At 37.7% G+C, this 19,591-nt stretch carries 15 protein-coding genes and 2 pseudogenes; 10 read left to right on the top strand and 7 right to left on the bottom strand.

Annotated elements, in window-relative coordinates:
• Positions 1 to 265 precede the first annotated feature (265 nt).
• On the top strand, positions 266 to 862 hold the full coding sequence (locus C9J38_RS19185; protein WP_107208492.1) for a bifunctional 2-polyprenyl-6-hydroxyphenol methylase/3-demethylubiquinol 3-O-methyltransferase UbiG: 597 nt from the start codon (positions 266 to 268) through the stop codon (positions 860 to 862).
• Between the two features lie 221 nt (positions 863 to 1,083).
• On the opposite strand, the gene C9J38_RS19180 is transcribed toward C9J38_RS19185, so the two are convergent.
• Positions 1,084 to 1,296 (bottom strand): hypothetical protein, encoded by a 213-nt coding sequence (locus C9J38_RS19180; protein ID WP_233218538.1) that lies wholly within the window; start codon positions 1,294 to 1,296, stop codon positions 1,084 to 1,086.
• A 426-nt stretch (positions 1,297 to 1,722) separates the two neighbouring features.
• Between C9J38_RS19180 and C9J38_RS19175 the strand changes: the two genes are divergently transcribed.
• Both C9J38_RS19175 and C9J38_RS19170 read left to right on the top strand, forming a co-directional pair.
• Entirely contained in the window at positions 1,723 to 2,280 is a 558-nt protein-coding gene (locus C9J38_RS19175) for a type II secretion system protein GspG (RefSeq protein WP_107208491.1), read from the top strand.
• 110 nt (positions 2,281 to 2,390) lie between these two features.
• Positions 2,391 to 3,053 carry a tetratricopeptide repeat protein gene (locus C9J38_RS19170; protein WP_107208490.1) on the top strand — a complete coding sequence of 221 codons (663 nt, stop codon included), beginning with the start codon at positions 2,391 to 2,393 and terminating at the stop codon, positions 3,051 to 3,053.
• Between the two features lie 463 nt (positions 3,054 to 3,516).
• Here the strand turns inward: C9J38_RS19170 and C9J38_RS19160 are convergent.
• Positions 3,517 to 3,749, bottom strand: a pseudogene (locus C9J38_RS19160) (phage integrase N-terminal SAM-like domain-containing protein); the annotation flags it as partial.
• Positions 3,750 to 3,991: 242 nt separating this feature from the next.
• Here C9J38_RS19160 and C9J38_RS19150 point away from each other — a divergent pair.
• From C9J38_RS19150 to C9J38_RS19140, 3 genes are all read left to right on the top strand, one after another.
• Positions 3,992 to 4,690: a hypothetical protein gene (locus C9J38_RS19150; RefSeq protein ID WP_233218539.1), complete on the top strand. Its 699-nt coding sequence runs from the start codon at positions 3,992 to 3,994 to the stop codon at positions 4,688 to 4,690.
• 128 nt (positions 4,691 to 4,818) lie between these two features.
• Positions 4,819 to 5,487, top strand: coding sequence for a hypothetical protein (locus C9J38_RS19145; RefSeq protein WP_107208489.1), 669 nt, complete (start codon positions 4,819 to 4,821; stop codon positions 5,485 to 5,487).
• 148 nt (positions 5,488 to 5,635) lie between these two features.
• Positions 5,636 to 6,022, top strand: coding sequence for a DUF3592 domain-containing protein (locus C9J38_RS19140; RefSeq protein ID WP_107208488.1), 387 nt, complete (start codon positions 5,636 to 5,638; stop codon positions 6,020 to 6,022).
• Positions 6,023 to 6,185: 163 nt separating this feature from the next.
• Here the strand turns inward: C9J38_RS19140 and C9J38_RS19135 are convergent.
• From C9J38_RS19135 to C9J38_RS19120, 4 genes and pseudogenes are all read right to left on the bottom strand, one after another.
• Positions 6,186 to 6,521, bottom strand: a pseudogene (locus tag C9J38_RS19135) (site-specific integrase); the annotation flags it as partial.
• A gap of 385 nt (positions 6,522 to 6,906) precedes the next feature.
• On the bottom strand, positions 6,907 to 8,316 hold the full coding sequence (locus tag C9J38_RS19130) for a sensor histidine kinase KdpD (RefSeq protein WP_107208486.1): 1,410 nt from the start codon (positions 8,314 to 8,316) through the stop codon (positions 6,907 to 6,909).
• Between the two features lie 2 nt (positions 8,317 to 8,318).
• Positions 8,319 to 8,990, bottom strand: a complete 672-nt coding sequence (locus C9J38_RS19125) for a response regulator transcription factor (RefSeq protein WP_107208485.1) — start codon at positions 8,988 to 8,990, stop codon at positions 8,319 to 8,321.
• Positions 8,991 to 9,067: 77 nt separating this feature from the next.
• Positions 9,068 to 10,684, bottom strand: a complete 1,617-nt coding sequence (locus C9J38_RS19120; RefSeq protein ID WP_107208484.1) for a phosphoethanolamine transferase — start codon at positions 10,682 to 10,684, stop codon at positions 9,068 to 9,070.
• Positions 10,685 to 10,950: 266 nt separating this feature from the next.
• Here C9J38_RS19120 and C9J38_RS19115 point away from each other — a divergent pair, with 266 nt between their 5' ends.
• The 3 genes from C9J38_RS19115 (at position 10,951) to gpmA (ending at position 15,249) form a co-directional block, all read left to right on the top strand.
• On the top strand, positions 10,951 to 12,849 hold the full coding sequence (locus C9J38_RS19115; RefSeq protein ID WP_107208483.1) for an LTA synthase family protein: 1,899 nt from the start codon (positions 10,951 to 10,953) through the stop codon (positions 12,847 to 12,849).
• Between the two features lie 115 nt (positions 12,850 to 12,964).
• Positions 12,965 to 14,152 carry a cystathionine beta-lyase gene (gene metC / locus C9J38_RS19110; protein ID WP_107208482.1) on the top strand — a complete coding sequence of 396 codons (1,188 nt, stop codon included), beginning with the start codon at positions 12,965 to 12,967 and terminating at the stop codon, positions 14,150 to 14,152.
• Between the two features lie 404 nt (positions 14,153 to 14,556).
• Entirely contained in the window at positions 14,557 to 15,249 is a 693-nt protein-coding gene (gene gpmA, locus C9J38_RS19105) for a 2,3-diphosphoglycerate-dependent phosphoglycerate mutase (protein WP_107208481.1), read from the top strand.
• A gap of 77 nt (positions 15,250 to 15,326) precedes the next feature.
• On the opposite strand, the gene C9J38_RS19100 is transcribed toward gpmA, so the two are convergent.
• Positions 15,327 to 16,790 carry a YdiU family protein gene (locus tag C9J38_RS19100; RefSeq protein WP_107208480.1) on the bottom strand — a complete coding sequence of 488 codons (1,464 nt, stop codon included), beginning with the start codon at positions 16,788 to 16,790 and terminating at the stop codon, positions 15,327 to 15,329.
• A gap of 187 nt (positions 16,791 to 16,977) precedes the next feature.
• Between C9J38_RS19100 and C9J38_RS19095 the strand changes: the two genes are divergently transcribed.
• On the top strand, positions 16,978 to 19,578 hold the full coding sequence (locus tag C9J38_RS19095) for a choice-of-anchor L domain-containing protein (protein WP_107208479.1): 2,601 nt from the start codon (positions 16,978 to 16,980) through the stop codon (positions 19,576 to 19,578).
• The last annotated feature ends 13 nt before the right edge of the window (positions 19,579 to 19,591 follow it).

Below are 19,591 nucleotides of genomic sequence, written 5' to 3'. Positions count from 1 at the left end.
TACCTTGCAAGGTGAGATGGGTAAGGTGTTGTTCATAAAGATAATCTGAACGATGTTGCTGTGCTTTATTCATGATAAATACTCCTTTTTTAAAGGTATATTTACCGTAGTCGAGCTTATGGGCTTTCACTCTGCCGCGAAGCGGCTTCGTTCAACAAGTTGCTTAAACGGAAAAATAATAGTTGGCCTTCGCTTCACATTTTAGCCAGCTATTTTATTGCCGCTTAGCAAGGTGTTATGTACTTTTACGGAAAATTAGATATTTATGGATGAAAATACTGAAAATTGGCGTCAGTACTACGAAAAGGCACTGTCTCGCCCACACTCAAAACGTACTGAATTTGCTGTCAGACTTAATGAATCAAACCTCAAAGTAGCCACTGACTGTGGTTGTGGAACCGGCAGTGATATCGATTATCTATCGGGTCAAAATTACAAAGTGTTTGGGTTTGACGTTAATCCTGATTCAATAACTATTTGTAATGATAGATTTGGTTCAAATCCACAAATTAACATTGAGCAATCTTCGTTTGAATCGTTTCGGTACCCAAAATCGGGGGTAGTAATTGCAAATAACAGTTTGTTTTTTGCAGTCCCAACTGTGTTTTCGACGACTTGGCATAACATTGAATCCTCATTAGTTGTCGGTGGGGTATTTGCTGGCGACTTTATGGGTTATAAAGATAGTTGGGCTTCAGGTTTTCGCGTTCCAACTTCACCTTTCACAGAATCAGAGATTCGAGCAATGCTAACTAATTTTGACATAGTTAGTTGGTCTGAACGAGATGAAGTAGGTCAAACAACAATAGGTGCAACGAAACATTGGCACATATATTCAGTGGTCGCCGTGAAACGTAAATAACAGATAAGGATATGTGTCGCGTAGCCGACACCTATCCGAAGTGTTGGACAAGCCCAAGCTACCTTATATAAGTAAATATTGGAAATATCATGAAGGGTGATGACAAAAAGAAGTCGAACGTTATCCTTGGTGTGAACCAATAATATTAATACCCTGATGTATAATAAAATCCTCTTTAATTCTGTAGTGTGAAAGCCATTATCCTTATTATTGAACGTCGGTTATCTGGGTCGGAATATTCCCGTTAATTGCATGACATGTTGGCAGCAGGGGCAAAAGGGTTGGGCTTTTATACGTACCGTTTTATTCGGTGAGGGCAACGTCAGTTGTCCTGCTAACATGAACATAAATTGGATAGCTTGAAGCTGTGTCTTATCATCACCACAAGCCGCAATAATGCCTAAACATGGAGATGAACCCTTCTTTGTCGCCACCTCTCTTATCTCTATTTCCTTTCTTTGCGAGTTTCAGATAATCCTATTTCAATGAGGCGAAATGCTTTTGTTTGCTGGTAATGAGACTACCTGTGTTTTTACCCAGTTATAATGAAAATCGTAAATTTTGCCGATTAAGTCTCGTTTTTAATCAGAAAATTTTCTTAATTATCTCAGTAGGTGCTTTTAACTTATTGATATTAAATAACTAGCTTTGCTGTTTGTGTATTTAATCCGATGGACAAAATACCGTTCTTACTTTTACCAACGTAAATATATCGGATAGATGCTAATTTTTGCGACTAAGGTAATGAAAATAAATGTTTTTATTTATTAGAATGTTGAATATTTGCTGTATTAATAAAGCGTAAAAGTAAGAATGCTTATTAATATACTGTTATAAACCACAAGAAGTATCAATGTAGTATGGAAAATAAACAAGAAAATAAGAAAGAAGCTGGGTGTCTAGGCTATGTTATTGGTGGGATGTCATTTATTCCATTAATTGGTGTTTTATTCGGAATAGTTGCCATTATATGGGGCTTTGCAATAAAGCATACAAAGCTAAAAGTTGTTGGTGCATGCGGTATTGCATTTACTGTAATTCTTTATAGTTCGTTGGGTTACTTTGGCTTTGTACAAGAGGGAGGCGTTTATGATGATTTACGCAGTGAACTGACTAAAACACAATTAACAAGTGCTGTACAAGCAATAGAGTTTTATAAAGTGCAAAATGGACAGTACCCTGAGTCATTAGAAGTGTTGCAAAAGTCCTTACCAGAGAACTCTATGGTTTTTCTTCATGATGCAGCGCAAGTAAACACAGAAGGGAAGCTTTACTATTACATGCTAATTAATGAAAGCTCATACCATATTCGCTCTTATGGTCGTGATGGCGTACTAAACACCTCTGATGATATTTTGCCTTCACCAATAAAGAATGTAGGCTTAGTTGCAGACTATAAAGTTGCAAGTGGTTTATAACAAGCGCTTGAACCAAAGGACGCAAAACAGCAGGCTTGCGCTCCTTCGTCGCTAATTTTAGCCTGCTATTTTGCGCCGGTTAAGCGGGCGTTATATTCTATGAGGGCATAGTGAAAAAGTTCCTATTGATAATAATAAATTGTTGTTTGATCGTCAGTTGTAACTCAACTGGCAATTCGACTGGAAAAGAACCTGACAAATTTGCTCAAATAGCCATAGAAAAAGCTGAAAACGGAGACCATGCCGCTCAGTATTTTTTGGCTTCTTATTATGCTGACGGTAAGCGTGGCCTCCCTAAAGACAAAAATAAAGCAATTTATTGGTATCAAAAATCAGCAACTGGCGGAAACTCAAGGTCACAAAATAACCTAGCTGTAATTTTTGAAAAATCAAAAAATTTGGAAGAAGCCGTATATTGGTATAAGAAAGCTGTTTCAAATAATAATAAAGTTGCAATGATCAATTTAGGTACGTTGTATATGAAGGGGCAAGGGGTTAACAAAGATCAAAAAAAGGGGTATGAGCTACTCTTGCGTTCCGCAAAATTAAAAGAAGGAAAAGCACAAAGAATGTTAGCATCAAGCTATCATTATGGATATGGAACCAAGTTAGACTATAACGAAGCGTATGCTTGGTACATGACCGCTAAAAGCAATGGAGTAAATGTAGAAAAATTCTTAAAGAGTTTACCTAAAATTGGTAAGGGGTTTGAGTTATCCAAAGCCGAATTACTAAGTGAGAAATACAAAAACCTTTACGGAGGGGCTTTGTAAAAATATAACAAATAAGGATATGTGTCGCGAAGCCGACACCTATCCGAAGTGTTGGACAAGCCCAAGTCACCTTATATAAGTAAATATTGGAAATATCATGAAGGGTGATGCCAAAAAGAAGTCGAGCGTTATCCTTGGTGTAAACCAGTAATTTTAATACACTGATTTATAATAAAATCCTCTTTAATTCTGAAGCGTGCAAGCCATTATCCTTATTATTGAACGTCGGTTATTTGTGTCGAAATATTCCCGTTAATTGCATGATATGTTGGCAGTAGGGGCAAAAGGGTTGGGCTTTTATAGGTGCCGTATTATTCGGTGAGGACAACATCAGTTGCCCGGCTAACATGAACATAAATTGGATCGCTTTAAGCTGTTTCTTACTATGATCCCGCAGCAAAGCATAATCACGTACCCGACGAAATCCTTTCGGTAATATATACTGCAATATCCATCTCTAATAACGTTGAAGCACATGCCTAAAGAAAAGCTGTAAGTCATTGCGATCAATTTTCACAGTACTCCATGAATGTGTTTTGATCAGTTGTGTAAAATACCGCTTCAAATCGTCGGTAGTTAAATTGTTGCCAATGTATCCAGTTGATGTGTGATGTGACGTAGTGCACGACTATAAGCATCAATCGTAGCGGGACGTTTACCTTGCAAGGTGAGATGGGTAAGGTTCTGTTCATAAAGATAAAATTAACGATGTTGCTGTGCTTTATTCATGATAAATACTCATTTTGGAAAGGTGTATTTACCGTAGTTGAGCTTATGGGCTTTCACTCTGCCGCGAAGCGGCTTCGTTCAACAATTTGTTTAAGAGTGATTCGCAACGCGTGGCATTTTTACCATGCGTTGGTTTAAGTGATTAAGGTGGTATGCGGCGGCATCGGTATTGCGTTGCTCACACCTTAACAGGGCGTTAAATTTTGGATATGAATCGAAGATCGTTTCTTGAAATATTGATTACGACATTTGCCGCTAGCAAATTATACGGATGTAGTGGGGATACTGTGGTGCCTCAAATAAAGCATAAAGATATTAATATCCCTAAATTTTCTACTGAGGTTCTTCACAATAGCTTAGATAAGCTGTTGAAAGCATTCGAAGCGAAGGGAATGAAAGTTAGTGAATCACTGCTTCCACCACTAGATGAGCAAGAATTAAGAGAAAAATGTTCGTGGTTTCCAGGAGATCTAACTGAAGAAATCATTGCGCTTTATTCGTGGAGAGGCGGTCAGGTGAATGACGCTTGGGGTTCTGAATATCCATTTTGGTTCCGCGACAACAGTTTCTGTAGTATCGAAAGAGCTAAGAATGAATATAAAAGTATGATGGATTCTTACGGAACATATAAAGAAGACCATTTCATGCTTAAGAATTCATTTCCAATAGCGTCCTTTAATGGTGGCTGGTATGTGATCCCAACAAAAGGTAATAACCTAAGTTCTGTATTAGAGCGGCCAATAATCTCGGTTATGCAAGGAATTGATGTTTATTTCTATTCCATACAAAAAATGGTCGATACGTGCGTAGAGTGGGTGGAAAATGATAAATATAAAGAAGATGGTCTTTATCCTGAAGAGCTAGAAATGGAGATTTGGAGCAAACACAATCCAGGTATTTTTAGCTAGAAAAATTTAACAAGCGCCTGCAATCTGACCTCCGGCCACTGTCACCTTTTTTGCCAAAACCCCGGCAAAAAAGGCGCCAGTAGCCTCCGGCAGTTGATGCGGGCGTTAAATTTCCAGAGGGATCAGGAATGAGTCAAGTTTCGGAAACAATCGACTATATTGAAAATCTTTTAAGTAGCATTGATAAAAAAGTCGACGCTTCACCTGAAATTCAAGAAATTGAAAATATAATCAAAACTAAGATTCCTGATAATGTTAGAAATCTGGTACAGCTTGTAAAGTTAATCACAGATGAAGTTGATATATTTTGCGGCTATGAACTTGAGAATGACCAAACACTCTTACAGCATTACAAGGATGCATTTAAAAAACACACTGTTTCATTCTTTGCAGGAAACTTTTTAGATGAAAATTTCCAGGCATCTGAAGAGTGTGGCATCAAGTATTATGATGAATATAGCAACTCTCAGCATTATTCCGAGGACGATGAAATAAATGATCTAAGGCTTATTTTGCCTCTATTTATGGCTTCAGGTGGTTACAATATTGTCCTGAACTTGGGAGGGAAGCAGCCAGGAGAGCTATTGGCAGTAGCTCAAGATTATTACTTTAGTGTACTCGCCCCAAGTATCGAGGAGCATCTGAGTGATTTAATCGAAGGATTAAAGAGCGGTGCATATCAAATAGGGGACGAAGGCTATAAACAAGTTGTTTACCCTATGAGTTGGGGGGCCAGAAGTATGGTTAGGTCTGGTGAGTATTTCATGGATGAAGATTATGAAATGGTTAAGAAATAGAAATTTAACAAGTGGCTGCACAAGACCTCCGGTCACTGTCACCTTTTGTGCAAACCCCGCACAAAAGGCGCCATTGGCCTCCGGCATGTGAGCCGGGCGTTAGATTTCAGGGCAGGCGCGGTTAGGCTTTCATATATAAGGATTAAATATGAATATTGTTCCATTAATAGCAGGCTTTGTTTTTGGTGTATTGGGGAGTTATATATTATTTGACTACTGGCGCTTTAATCAAAAAGCACTGAAAACTAAGGGTAAAATACTACGCTATTATGAATATCAATCCAAAGATAGCGATAATAGTAAACAGACAATGTACAGACCTAGTTTTGAATTTTCTTTAAATGGAATTACTTACGAAGTTCAATCAAAAATATCTTTTAATTCTAAGATAATACCCATAGGTCAAAATACTGATATTTTGTATCACAAAGGCAATGAGGCCAATGCTCGTTTAGCTAAGGGAAATGACTTTCGCTTGGGGATTTTATTCATTGGACTTTCAATACCCGCAATTTATATCGGCTTGTATCAATAATTAACTAATCAAACTTTTAAAAGGAATCTAAATTATATTTGATAAAAAACTATAAAAACATTAATTGCGTTATCTACCCTTTTTATAATTATAGTTATCTATAACAGAGGAAGTATCTTATTAAATTCTAATATCATCTCTGCACAAGTAACTAGTTGTAAATGATCAATAAGCTGATTTCGGCTGGCGTTAAAATATCAGGTAAGGTTTTTACGTGCGGCGGCTTTACAATGTTCAGCCACTCCCAATCACGTGGAAGCACATGCTTAAAGAAAAACTGTAAGCCATTTCGATCAATTTTTACGGTACTCCATGAATGTGTTTTGATCAGTTGCGTAAAATGTTGTTTAAGATCTTCGGTAGTTAATGTGTCTGGTAATTTATCCAGTTGATGGATAATGCGACGTAGAGCACGACTATAAGCATCAATTGTAGCGGGGCGTTTACCTTGCATCGTTTGACTTCCCAGATTTGGTAACAAAAGAGAATCAATCGTCAGAGTTGGTAATCAAAGTTGTTAATTTGAAATTTAATAAGAAAAGTATTTCAGTATCAACAAGTAAGCTGAAATAAATGTTATTAGTACACTTAGAACCTAAAAAGATCGAGTTATTTGAGAAATATGCAAATAAGTAACGAGCTCTCGTGCCTATAACAAATAAGGATATGTGTCGCGCAGCCGACACCTATTCGAAGGGTTGGACAAGCCCAAGCTACCTTATATAAGTAAATATTGGAAATATCATCAAGGGTGATGCCAAAAAGAAGTCGAGTGTTATCCTTGCTTGGTGTGACGCAATAGTTTTAACGCTATGATTTATAATTATATTGTCTTTAATAAGGCAGTAATAAAGAATCCCAGTTATTGTTTTTTAACTCATTGGTTAGCTTTCTTCGCTATAATTCTTTTTTGGAATCCTTACTAATACCTGAAAATCCCCATGCTCTAACTGGTTTATTGATAACTCGTAATCGTTAATTTTGCAGATGTTATCAACGATAGATAACCCCAAACCATAGCGATTGTTATTAGAACGTGAATCATCATGCTGAAATAACGGTTGCACCAGTTTATCGACTTCCTGCTGCGAGTAATTAATAGAGGATGAGTTGGTGATAGTGAATACCACATCCTGAGCATCATTATTAATCGTAATATTAATAGCGGTATTAGGCTCGCTGTAAAATAGTGCATTATCTAACAAGTTGGTGACGATAGTTTTTAAACAAAACTCATCAGCGAGAATAGGGTGCTGAAGTGTGTTATTGAAAACTACACGTTGCTTAATGTCGTCATATTTAAAGTTTAAATCATGAATCACGGTACTTAATAAGGTTGTGATTTCAATCGGCTGTTTATAAAGAGAAAGCGAATGAGACGTGCGTTGTAGTAATAATAGGTTTTCTACTATTACTTTCATTCGGTTCGATATTTGTAGAATGTCCGAGGTAAAGGTTTTCGCTATACGTTCATCATCTGGAAAGCGTTGATGCACTTCGGTTAGGGTGATGAGTTCTGCAATAGGCGTTTTGATTTCGTGGGCAATATCAGCGGTGATCCGTTTTTCGTTATCGACCATTTTACGGTTAGTTTCGAGGAAGTTATTAAGCTCTTTGCGGATCAAATCAATTTCAATATAAGAGGATGCATTTTCTTTAAACGCAAAGGTGTGATTGTGTCGTTGCTGTTTATTTTCGTTAAACAGTTTTATTTGATCGTTTAAGTTTACGAGAGGATCGAGACCTTTAGTCACAATGATTTTAGCGACGACACGCATAATGATCATCGAGAGTAAAAAGCTACCAACCAGTAAAATATCGAGAATGCCCGTAACCTTATCAAGTCCTGTCGTTGATGCATAAATGGTTAAATAAATAGGGGTTGGCTTTTTATCTTTAGGTTTTGCGAGATAAGAGTATAGAAATGCCTTACCTATCTCATGGTTTGGTAAAGTGACATCGACAATTTGATAGCTATTTAGTGGTAACTTCTTGTGTAGTAAATGGATGTTGGGATAATCATTGAGCGATGTAGAACGATAAATGACATCATCATTTTTCCAGATCTGATAATAGGCATAATCTTTATCGCTTTTAATCGTTTGTGCAAAATCTTGGATATTGGTGATGGTTTTAAACTGTCCGGCTTTTTGTTGGATCTCTAATTCAAATTGTTCTTGAACCCAATTATCCACACTGAAATCGACGAAAGTAAAAACAATAATAATAAAGAAGCCAAATACGGCGCTGATCGCGTTAATTAAATTCTTTTTAATTGAGCGAGGATTTGTCATGTTTAACTCTCTACGTAATACCCAAAACCGCGTTTATTTTTTATTGGCAATACAGCCTCAATATTTTTCGCTTTTTTACGCATCGTAGAGATATGTACTTCAATGGTATTTTTCGAAATATAGTCGAAGTTATTAGTAATATTATCGCTGATCATACTAGCGGTCAGGATTTGACCTCGGTGAGTGAAGAGATAATCGATGATCTTAAATTCATTCGGTGTGAGTTCTAAATCGTTGTTACCATAGAATAACGTTTTGTTATTAAGATCTAACAAAAAGCCATCAATTTCAATGGTATTGGTAATGCTTACAGGTTGGCAACGACGGGAAATTGCAACCACACGAGCATGGAGCTCATCAAATGAAAAAGGTTTAGTGACATAATCATCAGCACCTTGCATTAAGCCATCAATACGATCTTGGCTTTGTGTTTTGGCTGAAAGAATAATAATACGAGTATCAATGCCTGTTTGACGCAATTTGTTTAAAATCGTCATACCGTCAATGCCAGGGAGCATGAGATCTAAAATAATAATATCGTAATCATTGTCTAATGCTAAAGTGAGCCCTTCATTACCATTTTCTGCTTCATCAGTGGAAAAGCCTAAATTATTAAACCCCACAGCTAAACTACGACGTAATGCCGAGGAATCTTCGATAATCAGTATTTTCATGGAATGAGAGCTCAAATAAAAATGTATACCTGTAATATCTTACAAGTATACATTAAGTCAATGGGATCATTGAATAGTTATGCTTTTACTCGACAGCTTGCAGTAATGTCTAGCTTAGGATTTATCACTTTTGATTTCACACCGTATAAGCTCAATAGGCTAGGGAATAAATTATCCTGTGATAGTCCTGCTTGGTTTTCTTTTTTCTCTAAACACGCTTTATTTAACCCTTTCGCTTGTGCGTATTGCTTTGGCAACCATAGTAACCAAGGCACGTGTTTTTGCTCTTTAGGCGCAATAGAGAAGGGCGCACCATGAAGATAGAAACCGTTCTCACCTAAAGATTCACCATGATCTGACATATATAACAAAGCAACATTATATTTATCTTCTTTGGCTTTTAGCATTTTAATCACTTGTTCTGTCACGTAGTCGGTGTACAGAATAGTATTGTCGTACACGTTCCTAATTTCTTCGTCAGTACAATTTTCAATGTCGCTGCGATTACATGATGGCTTAAATTTATCGAACGCTTTAGGGTAGCGTTTGAAATAAGTCGGTCCGTGACTACCGATTAAGTGCAGTACCAAAAATTTATTTGTATCGCCTTTATCAATAAAGCTTTGTGCTTTATCTAGCATTACACTGTCGTAGCAACTGGTACCATTACAGAATTGATTATGCTGTGAAGGATCGATCGCTTGATAGTTAACGCGATCTGCTACGCCTTTTGATCCGCCATCGTTATCAAGCCACAATACTTTCGCCCCTGCGCGATGGATAATATCAACGGCATTATCTTGAGAATATGCACGATCTTGGTTGTAATGTGCTCGTGTTAAATTCGAGAACATACAAGGCACGGAAAGGGCAGTATAGGTACCGCAAGATTCAACGTTTTTGAACGATATTATGCCTTCATTTTTGGTGTATGGATTGGTGTCACGTTTATAACCGTTATAAGCATAGTTATAGGTACGTGCGGTTTCACCTAAGATCATCACAAATAAAGTAGGTTTATGGTTTTTACTTGGGCTTAGTTTTGCGTCTAACCCTTGTTGTTTAAATGGTAGTGGTTTGTAAATAAACTTCTTATAGAGGTACTTACCACCCGCATATACATGACCTGGAATGATCATACGGTTTAAAAAATGGTTATTTCGACCCACAGAAGCATAGCTTTTAAATGTCGTTAATCCGACGAGCAAAATCGCTGTACAAGCGATACCGATTAACGCGACACGAGCAACGATATCTTTAATAAAAGACTCTCGCTTGGTGATTTTTACCATTGCAATCCAAATACTTGGCACAATACCAAATACGATGACGTAGATAATAGAATGGGCATTGACATAAGACAGCGCTTCATCTGAACGTGTTTCGAAAATACTTTCAATTACGGCATTATTAAATAAGGTGTGGTAATTCACTTCTGCATAGAGTGCCATCGATGAAGTAATGGTTAAGAAAATCATTACTGGCTTAAACAGGTATGGCCAACATAACACTGTGAAGATAATCAGAAATGCCGCCATTAATACAATCGGTGCAGTATATGGAAAAAAGACATTAGACACTGAATGGCTTAAATCGAAAATCTTAGCGAGGATCGGATAGTTAAAGCATAGGGTGAAGTATGCTGACATCACCACGATGAAGCTTGTCATCTTAATTTGGAAAATTTGACGCATTACGAGCTCTTATGAATTAGCGAATAGCCATATCATCCATTTTATAACTTAAGGCTTACTTAATATTTGGATTAAAATCACTATTATTTTCAAACATGCTCACCCCTTATTCAACAAAATTGACTATCAATACTGAATTAACTTTCAACAGATGTTAGAAATGAAGAAAATGATATGGTTAATCTAAATCAATACTGCGAATAAATTGGACATAGATGCATTTTCTTGCTTCTCTAAAAGGAATCATTCATTAGCAAGGAATAGCTGTGCTTGCAATAAATACCATTATATCTTTTGCCTTTTTAATCGCAGCGATCTTTATTACTAAGTTGCTCGCTTTATTAAGTTTTGTTGAACTTCCCATCGAACTTAGTTCGCAAGATGGCATCGATGCTTTACTTTTTGGTATTTACTTTGATGCTAGCGCTGCTGTTTTACTGACTATCCCAATTTTCCTTACTCTAATTATTGCTAGTTTATTTAAACGAGCAACCAATCAATTAACTCGATTCTTACTCTGCATTGCGATTTTTTGGGTTGTTATTACTACCTTTTCTGATGCAATTTATGCCAAAGAAGCCAGTAAACATGTCACATTTGAACTGTTTAATACGCAAGGGATGGAAGTGTCACTTATTCAGACTGCGTTTAAAAGTTACTTTGGAACTGTCGCGCTTGGTATTGCATGTTTATTAGTATCACTGTTTTTCATTTGGAAATATTTGCCATTATCCAATAGAAAGCAAGCAAGCTGGTATTTTAATAGTCTGTTTATATTTTTGTGGTTAGCAGTCACACTTATTATTGTTCGCGGAGGCTGGAAAGACTCACCTCAGAGTCCGATGAGTGTTTATACTATTGGTGACTTAGATAAAGCCTTCATTGCTTGGAATGCTCCCTATAGCATTGGTTACTATCTCTCTAAAGGCGATCTTGCGGCCATAGAAAAAATCACTAAAAATCCAACGTCACAGCAAGTTAAGTTTTTTGAACATACACAAGAAACAGCTTCTCCTGCCCAGCTTCAATCACTTAAATCGGCCAATGTCATTGTTGTTCTGCTTGAGAGTTGGTTGGCTTTTGATATGCAAAGTTACTCGGGTGTTGTGAATGCCACGCCATTTTTTGATCAACTTAGAGCACGTTCTTTTTCGACGTATTCAACCTATGCCGATGCTTATCGAACAGTACAAGGGACGTTTTCTACATTTTGTTCTTACCCAAATCCTATAAATGGCTTTATGGCAAATAGCCAATTACAAAATGCTTCTTATTCATGTTTACCACATATTTTAGCTGAGCGAGGTTGGCAAACAGCCTTTATTCAGGGAAGTGGAAGAGGGGCGGTTGGGGCTTTTGCACAAACGTTAGGGTTTGAGGAGTCGTACGGTAAGTATGATTACCCATTCAAAGCGGTGCACAATGAATGGGGATTTATGGATGATGATATCTATCGTTTTTCTTTAAACCAAATCGATAAATTCAGCCAAACGGGTAAACCCTTTCTTATGACCATCAATACAGGGACCACTCACGGTTCTTTTTTACCGGATAATGTTGAATATGTTTTTGGTCGCGAAAACATCATTAACGAGCGTAGAAGTGTGATGAAGTACGCTGATGATGCACTGAAACGTTTTATTCCTAAATTGGATTCGAAGCTTGCTCAACTCGATAAGCCGACCATCGTTATTTTGCTCTCAGATCACACGGCAAAAACGATAACTGGAGGATTAGTTAAAAATTCTATTCCACTTCTCATCTATGCGAGTGATCAATCCATCCCCAATGAAAAGAGGTCGATCACCTCATCTCAGAGAGATATTGCACCCACGATTATTGATTGGCTTGGTGGTTATGTTCCATGGTTTACTGGCAACTCGCTATTTGATGATAGCTATGATGGTCGCTCAAGCTTTTCGTATGGCACGAATTTCTTTTGGCTAACCAAAAATCATGGTGTTGCGATAGATAGTGCGACTGGTGAGCTACATTCTTGTTTTGATATTGATAATGATGTTGTGACTAAAAAACCATTAGCGTGTTCTGAGCAAGCTTGGAGCGAATCTCTTTTTGCCGAGGGAAGTTATTTTAATGCTATTTCACAGCAGTTGTTGTTTGAGGGAAAAACGCAACAATACCGAAAAGTAAACACCAAACTTTAGGGTGAATTGTTCATCAGTTTAGTGCTTGATACTTATGATAACTTGCTAGTTTGTTGTGTTTATTCATGTTATACAAGAAACAGAATAGATAGACGAGTAAGGGAATCACGAAGTTATGTCTAGTAAGAAAATTGATACTGCATTAGTGAGTGCAGGAAGAAAGAAAAAATACACTCACGGTGCGGTGAACAGTGTTATTCAACGTGCTTCATCATTAGTTTTCGATACGGTTGCAGATAAAAAACATGCTATTAAGAACCGTGCGAAAGGTGAGTTGTTTTACGGACGTCGTGGCACGTTAACCCACTTTGCACTTCAAGATGCGATGGTGGAATTAGAAGGCGGTGCTGGTTGTTATTTATATCCATGCGGTGCGGCTGCGGTATCTAACAGTATTTTAGCGTTTGTTGCTTCTGGCGATCATGTATTGATGACAGGTGCCGCCTATGAGCCTACCCAAGAGTTTTGTAATATTGTCCTTAAAGGATTAGGGGTTAGTACTACTTATTACGATCCCTTGATTGGTGAGGGGATTGCTGAACTTGTACAGCCAAATACCAAGGTTGTTTTCTTAGAATCACCAAGCTCTATCACAATGGAAGTGCAAGATATTCCAGCAATTGTGAAAGCAGTGCGTGCTGTTAACCCTGATGCTGTGATTATTATGGATAACACATGGGCGGCAGGGGTGCTATTTAAAGCGCTCGAGCACGGTGTTGATATCTCTGTTCAAGCCGGTACGAAATACATTGTTGGCCACTCTGATGCGATGATAGGGACGGCAGTTAGTAATGAACGTTGCTGGGATCAACTACGTGAACGTTCTTATTTAATGGGGCAAATGGTTGATGCTGATACCGCGTATGTGGCTGCTCGCGGATTGCGCACTATGGGCGTTCGTTTAAAACAACATCATGAAAGCAGTATCAAAGTAGCAGAATGGCTGGCAAAGCGTCCAGAAGTTGCAACCGTTAATCATCCAGCACTACCAAGCTGTAAAGGCCATGAATTCTTTGTGCGTGATTTTTCTGGAAGCTGTGGTTTGTTTTCATTTGTCCTTAATAAACGGTTATCGAGTGAAGAAGTTGCTAATTTCTTAGATAACTTTGAGCATTTTAGTATGGCGTACTCTTGGGGTGGTTATGAATCTCTTATTTTGGCAAGCCAACCTGAAGAGTTAAATCGTATTCGTCCTGTGGGCAAAGTAGATTTTGAGGGCACGCTTATTCGTGTTCATATTGGTTTAGAAGATTGCGACGATCTAATTGAAGATTTAGCCAATGGCTTTAGCCGCATCGCTTAATTAACCTTAAATATATCCTACAAACTAAATCGCTTTTTTCATCTGTTATGGCATTTGAAGAAGCGATTTTTTATTATTCATGTAAATAATACTTTACGAATGAGTTTTTCAATCATCCCCATAAAGTTAAAATAATTAATTTTATCAAATGGTTAATGTCTATTGTTACTCTGCTCAAACTCTATAATGACGCGATAGATACACATAATGACGGTATGTAGCACTTTTATTTAATAACTTTTCTTTATAGTCAGTATTGTAATCGATGAGGAATGGATTTAATCTACAACTAAAGATGATAATGATTATCAATTAGGAAGTAATTGTTAAATGCCATATGGAAATGACAGCGATTAAAAAGACGAATCTACTTAACTCATGATGTTGAGTTTCAAGGGGCTGTTATGAAAAATACACGTATTGTTTTACTTCGTCATGGTCAAAGTGTTTGGAACAAAGAAAACCGTTTTACTGGCTGGGCGAATGTCTCTCTTTCTGAATTAGGCGAAAACGAAGCGCGTAACGCAGGTATTAAATTGAAAGAGAATGGTTTCAACTTTAATTTTTGCTATACCTCAATGCTTGATCGTGCGATCAAAACATCTAACTTAGCATTAGAACAGCTTGATTCTTTATGGATCCCTGTTGAGCACGACTGGCAATTGAATGAACGTCATTATGGTGATCTTCAAGGATTGAATAAAGCAGAAACCGCAGAGGAGTTTGGCGACGAACAAGTACACATTTGGCGTCGTAGTTATGATATTGAGCCACCACAAGTAAGTGAAGATAGCTCTTTTTACCCAGGTAATGATAGACGTTACCAAGAACTACAACATAGCCAACTTCCACATGGTGAATCGTTGAAAGATACTTATGATAGGGTAATACCATTCTGGAATGAAAATATTGTCCCTAATGTTAAACCTAGCTCTGATATTTTAATTGCCGCTCACGGTAACAGCTTACGTGCTTTGATTAAATATTTAGATAATATCCCTGATGACAAAATTACAGAATTAGAAATACCAACAGGCGCACCATTAGTTTATGAATTTAACGAGCAAATGAAACCTGTACAGAGCTATTATTTGTAATGCGTATTAAATGAAATATTGAGAAACATGCCCTATTGAATAGGGCATTTTTTTTATTACAAAAACGAAATAATGATTTAAGAAGAGCAACTAATTTCTAACTCTTTACCCCATTTAGGAGGAAGATCGGCAAGATCTTCAAAGTTAGGATGCTCATCAAAAGGATCATGTAAAACGGTTAATAGATTCTCTATAAATGTGAAATTTCCTTGCTCGGCAGCATCGATAGCAAGCTGTGCCAAATAGTTACGAAGAATATATTTCGGGTTGCTGTTAAGCATTAATGCTAAACGTTGTTGATCATCGATATTTGAGATACGTTTTTTGTAATCAGCTAACCATTCATCGATTGCGGTTGTATTTTCAGTGAGAGATGAAAAATGAGAACTGGTGTTATCGAGTTCGTCTTGGGAAAGCGTCGAAAGCGTGCGGAAGAACTGGGTGTAATCGATCGACTGTTGTTTGAGTAAATTAAATAACTGCTGAAATAACTCAGTGTCTTGTTCTTGGTTATCGAATAAGCCTAATTTTTGACGCATCAGTTTGCTGTAATGCATTTGTAGTTGGTGCTGATAAATTTCTAATGCATGTTCTATGTCTGATTTATCAATGATAGGTGCTAAGGCGTAACCGAGTGCTGATAAGTTCCACAACCCAATAGATGGCTGTTGATTGAAGGCATAACGACCAGAATAATCAGAATGATTACAAATATAACCCGGATTATAATCGTCCAGAAAACCATAAGGGCCATAATCAAACGTTAAGCCTAAAATCGACATGTTGTCGGTATTCATAACGCCATGAGCAAAGCCTACTGCTTGCCAATGGGCGATCATTTTAGCTGTATTTTCACAAACTTGCTCAAACAGGGCGGCGTATGGTTTTTCGACTTGTTGGCACTCAGGGAAATGATGCTGAATAACGTAATCTGCTAATAAACGTAATTGATCGTGTTGTTGGGTATAAAACAGATATTCAAAATGGCCAAATCGGATGTGGCTTTCTGAGATTCGGATCAGGGTTGCGCCAAATTCTTGTTTTTCACGGTACACATGGGTATCACTACCAATAACCGCGAGTGCATGTGAGGTCGGAATACCAAGGCCTGCCATCGCGGCGCTGGCTAAATATTCTCGAATGCTTGAACGAATAACGGCACGGCCATCGCCCATACGCGAATAAGGTGTAAGTCCGGAGCCTTTTAAGTGAATATCCCACTTTTTACCATGACTTGTTTGTACTTCCCCCAATAATAAACCCCGACCATCACCCAGATCGGGGTTGTATTGCCCGAATTGGTGGCCAGTGTATTTCATTGCTATGGAATCAAATCCAGCTAAGGTGTCGTTACCACTGAATATATTAATAAAATCATCAGATTGAATGGCGTTTATATCGAGTTCTAATAATTTCGCAATGTGTGGATTCACACTGATTAAGTAAGGGTTACTCAGCGGTTGCGGACTAACGAAAGTGCCGAAAAGTGAAGGGAGTTGGCTGTAAGTATTATTAAAAACAAGCTGTTGTAATGATTTCATAACAAAGGTATTCGGTGGGTTTAACAAGGATTATAGATCTAACCATATATTATAGTTAAGTACTTACATCCATTACATTTCTAATCATGAAGTGTATCGAGTAGGGGTATCGCTTAATAGAATAGTATTTAGCTTAGCAATATGATCCTTTGTTCATTTCTATTGGTTTGTTATTGAAGGGAATACAATGAACTTAACAAGGAACATACTTTTTGCCAGCACCGCCTTAGCGCTATTGGGTTGTGGTGGCGGTGGAAGTGGTGAGTCAACACCACAAGCTAAAGCTGGTGATGATATTTATACCTATGCCAATAAAAGTGTGGTGATTTCATCTAACAATATTGATCCAAACGGGACAATTGTGGATGTTTCTTGGACGCAATCAGACGCAGATGCAACAAAAGTCGAACTGATAAAAGTAAACAATAGCGCTATGTTTACTGTTCCTGATATTCAAGACAATGAAGTGTTTAATTTTACCGTTACGGTCACTGATAACGACGGTGACACAGCAACTGATGACATCAGTGTATATGCAAAACCAGCGGAAAAATCCTTATCTCTTTCTTTTGTTGGCTTAGGTGATATCAAGAAAGTAACCAATGAAGCAAAGGTGACTTTAAAAGGAAATGTTGTTTCTGATCATGATATTAAACAGATCTTAGTGACTAACGGTACCACCAAGCTTTCTGTGAATGCTGAAGTCGATGAAATGTGGTCAGCAACAATTGATTTGGTAAAAGGTAAAAATCAAATCACCGTAATGGCGTTAACCGCTGATGAAGCGCAGGTTGAGATTGTTTCTACGATTAACTATCACCCAGCGATGGATTTCACTACCCCGTTAACATTAAGCCAACGCTCTTTTGTGTTAAATGAAGATGCAGTAACGATTTACGCTAATATTGGTACATCAAATAATAAGAATCCTGAAGTTAACTTGATCGGCTCTGGCGGTAGCATTAGTTTTGATGAAGGTGCTGATGGAATCGATGATGATGGTATTTATGCGACCTCTTTCTCTTTTAATCCAACTAAGAAAGGTAAATTTTGTTATCAAGCACAAGTATCTGATAGCGAAAAGAATGTATACCAATCAGAGCCTGCCTGTATTTGGGTAGCTGAAAAATACACCTCAGATCAAGTCACTAAGTCTGTTGATATTGCTGACAGTGTTGAAACATGGTTAACCTCAGAATTAGATAAAGGAAAAGATGTTCATGCTTCAGCCAAGGCGGTGGTTGATCAACTTAACACCCATAAGGATGTAGGTGCTGCTGGGTATACCTATGAAGGTGGTATTTGGTGGGTAAATGAAGATGGTATTTTAGGGCTTCATAACCCTCTCGTTGAAAATTCAAAGTCAGCGGCTCGTAGTGGGACTGTTGCGCCAACACCTGTTGTGAAAGCGGCACGTGAAACGCGTTATTATGGTGATGTATTTAAAAAACAGGCCACAACCTATTCATCAGTAGCGCCGGCAAACCGGATTCAAAGCTCTAAAGCCGTGATGATCAGCCCGTATATTAATAATCCTGATGTGTCTGAGTTTAGTAACTTCTTCACAGCGGATGATTACTATGGTGTTTGGAAAACGATTAAAGATAGTCAATCATGTAAATTATTCCCTGATAGTGAGCTTGTGAATAACGAAACTGTGGGTGTTTCGCTTGATAGCTTTAAAGACTTTACTACTTTTGGATATATTCATTTTTCTACCCACGGTAATAACTATTTCAATGGATTATTTAAAATCTGGGATGAGAAGTGGGGGCCAAGTGACTTCTTAAAAGGGTATTTATCGGTTTCTGGTTTATATACAGGCATAGTTTTACCTAAAAATGAGGATGGCACTTATAACCTTGAAGGTTATGAAAGCGATCTTTATATGAAGCGCCTAGCCATTGGTGCTGGTGGCGCGTTGATTATTCTTCCTTCGTTCTTTGATCATTATCTTTCCACTATGCCTAAGAGCTTAGTCGTACTGTCAGCGTGTCGGTCTGTTTACAATAATTCACTTGCCAATGTCTTTTTATCAAAAGGTGCAGGGGCGGTGATTGGTTATGATGACTATGTCCTTTCTTCTTATGCTCAAGATACGACGAATGCCATTATTAGTGACATGCTTGAAAATGATTCGACATTGAAGGAAGCCTTTGATGTTGCTGTTAATAAACATGGTATCAGTGATAACAGCAGTGATGAAGCATTTATACGTATGAGAGGCGAAGAAGATTTAAAACTATCTAGTGGCTCATTTGATAATCTCAGTTTTGAACAAGGCGAATTGAATGCTTGGGCGAAAAAGGGTGATGGTCGCATCATTACAAATCTTGGTGGAACTAAACCGTTAGATGGTCAATTTGTTGGTGTTGTATCAACGGGATTAGGCTATACCAATGAGCTAGGTAGTATCGAACAATCTGCTTGTTTAGATAAAAACGTAACAACATTAAATTTTGACTGGAAGTTCTATTCAGAGGAATTTTTAGAATATTGTGGTACCGGTTTTGATGATTCATTTACTTTAAACGTGTGCGAGGAAGGCACAACAAATTGCGCATCGTTTGAAACCAGTGTTAATAAACTTTGCGAGAATCAAGAAGTACTGGTGGAGTCTGATGTATCGTTTGATCAAGGAGGTGTGTATAACACCCCTTGGATAAAAGAGCAGTTAGATGTCTCTGCTTTGGCCAACAAACGCGTGAAGCTAACAATAGAGGCGATCGATAAAGGTGATACAGAATACGATAGTGCGATATTGATTGATAACATAGAAGTTAAATAATTAGAGAGGTGCG

The organism is Photobacterium sp. GB-210 (assembly GCF_003026075.1).
Classification (GTDB): Bacteria; Pseudomonadota; Gammaproteobacteria; order Enterobacterales; family Vibrionaceae; genus Photobacterium.
This window is presented reverse-complemented; position numbering and strand designations above follow the sequence as displayed.

What these genes read in the sequence shown, in the direction of transcription:
- C9J38_RS19185 (WP_107208492.1), top strand. Translation starts at nt 266, where the DNA reads ATGGATGAAAATACTGAAAATTGGCGTCAGTACTACGAAAAGGCACTG.
- C9J38_RS19175 (WP_107208491.1), top strand. Translation starts at nt 1,723, where the DNA reads ATGGAAAATAAACAAGAAAATAAGAAAGAAGCTGGGTGTCTAGGCTAT.
- C9J38_RS19150 (WP_233218539.1), top strand. Translation starts at nt 3,992, where the DNA reads ATGAATCGAAGATCGTTTCTTGAAATATTGATTACGACATTTGCCGCT.
- C9J38_RS19145 (WP_107208489.1), top strand. Translation starts at nt 4,819, where the DNA reads ATGAGTCAAGTTTCGGAAACAATCGACTATATTGAAAATCTTTTAAGT.
- C9J38_RS19140 (WP_107208488.1), top strand. Translation starts at nt 5,636, where the DNA reads ATGAATATTGTTCCATTAATAGCAGGCTTTGTTTTTGGTGTATTGGGG.
- C9J38_RS19130 (WP_107208486.1), bottom strand. Translation starts at nt 8,316, where the DNA reads ATGACAAATCCTCGCTCAATTAAAAAGAATTTAATTAACGCGATCAGC.
- C9J38_RS19125 (WP_107208485.1), bottom strand. Translation starts at nt 8,990, where the DNA reads ATGAAAATACTGATTATCGAAGATTCCTCGGCATTACGTCGTAGTTTA.
- C9J38_RS19120 (WP_107208484.1), bottom strand. Translation starts at nt 10,684, where the DNA reads ATGCGTCAAATTTTCCAAATTAAGATGACAAGCTTCATCGTGGTGATG.
- metC (WP_107208482.1), top strand. Translation starts at nt 12,965, where the DNA reads ATGTCTAGTAAGAAAATTGATACTGCATTAGTGAGTGCAGGAAGAAAG.
- gpmA (WP_107208481.1), top strand. Translation starts at nt 14,557, where the DNA reads ATGAAAAATACACGTATTGTTTTACTTCGTCATGGTCAAAGTGTTTGG.
- C9J38_RS19100 (WP_107208480.1), bottom strand. Translation starts at nt 16,790, where the DNA reads ATGAAATCATTACAACAGCTTGTTTTTAATAATACTTACAGCCAACTC.
- C9J38_RS19095 (WP_107208479.1), top strand. Translation starts at nt 16,978, where the DNA reads ATGAACTTAACAAGGAACATACTTTTTGCCAGCACCGCCTTAGCGCTA.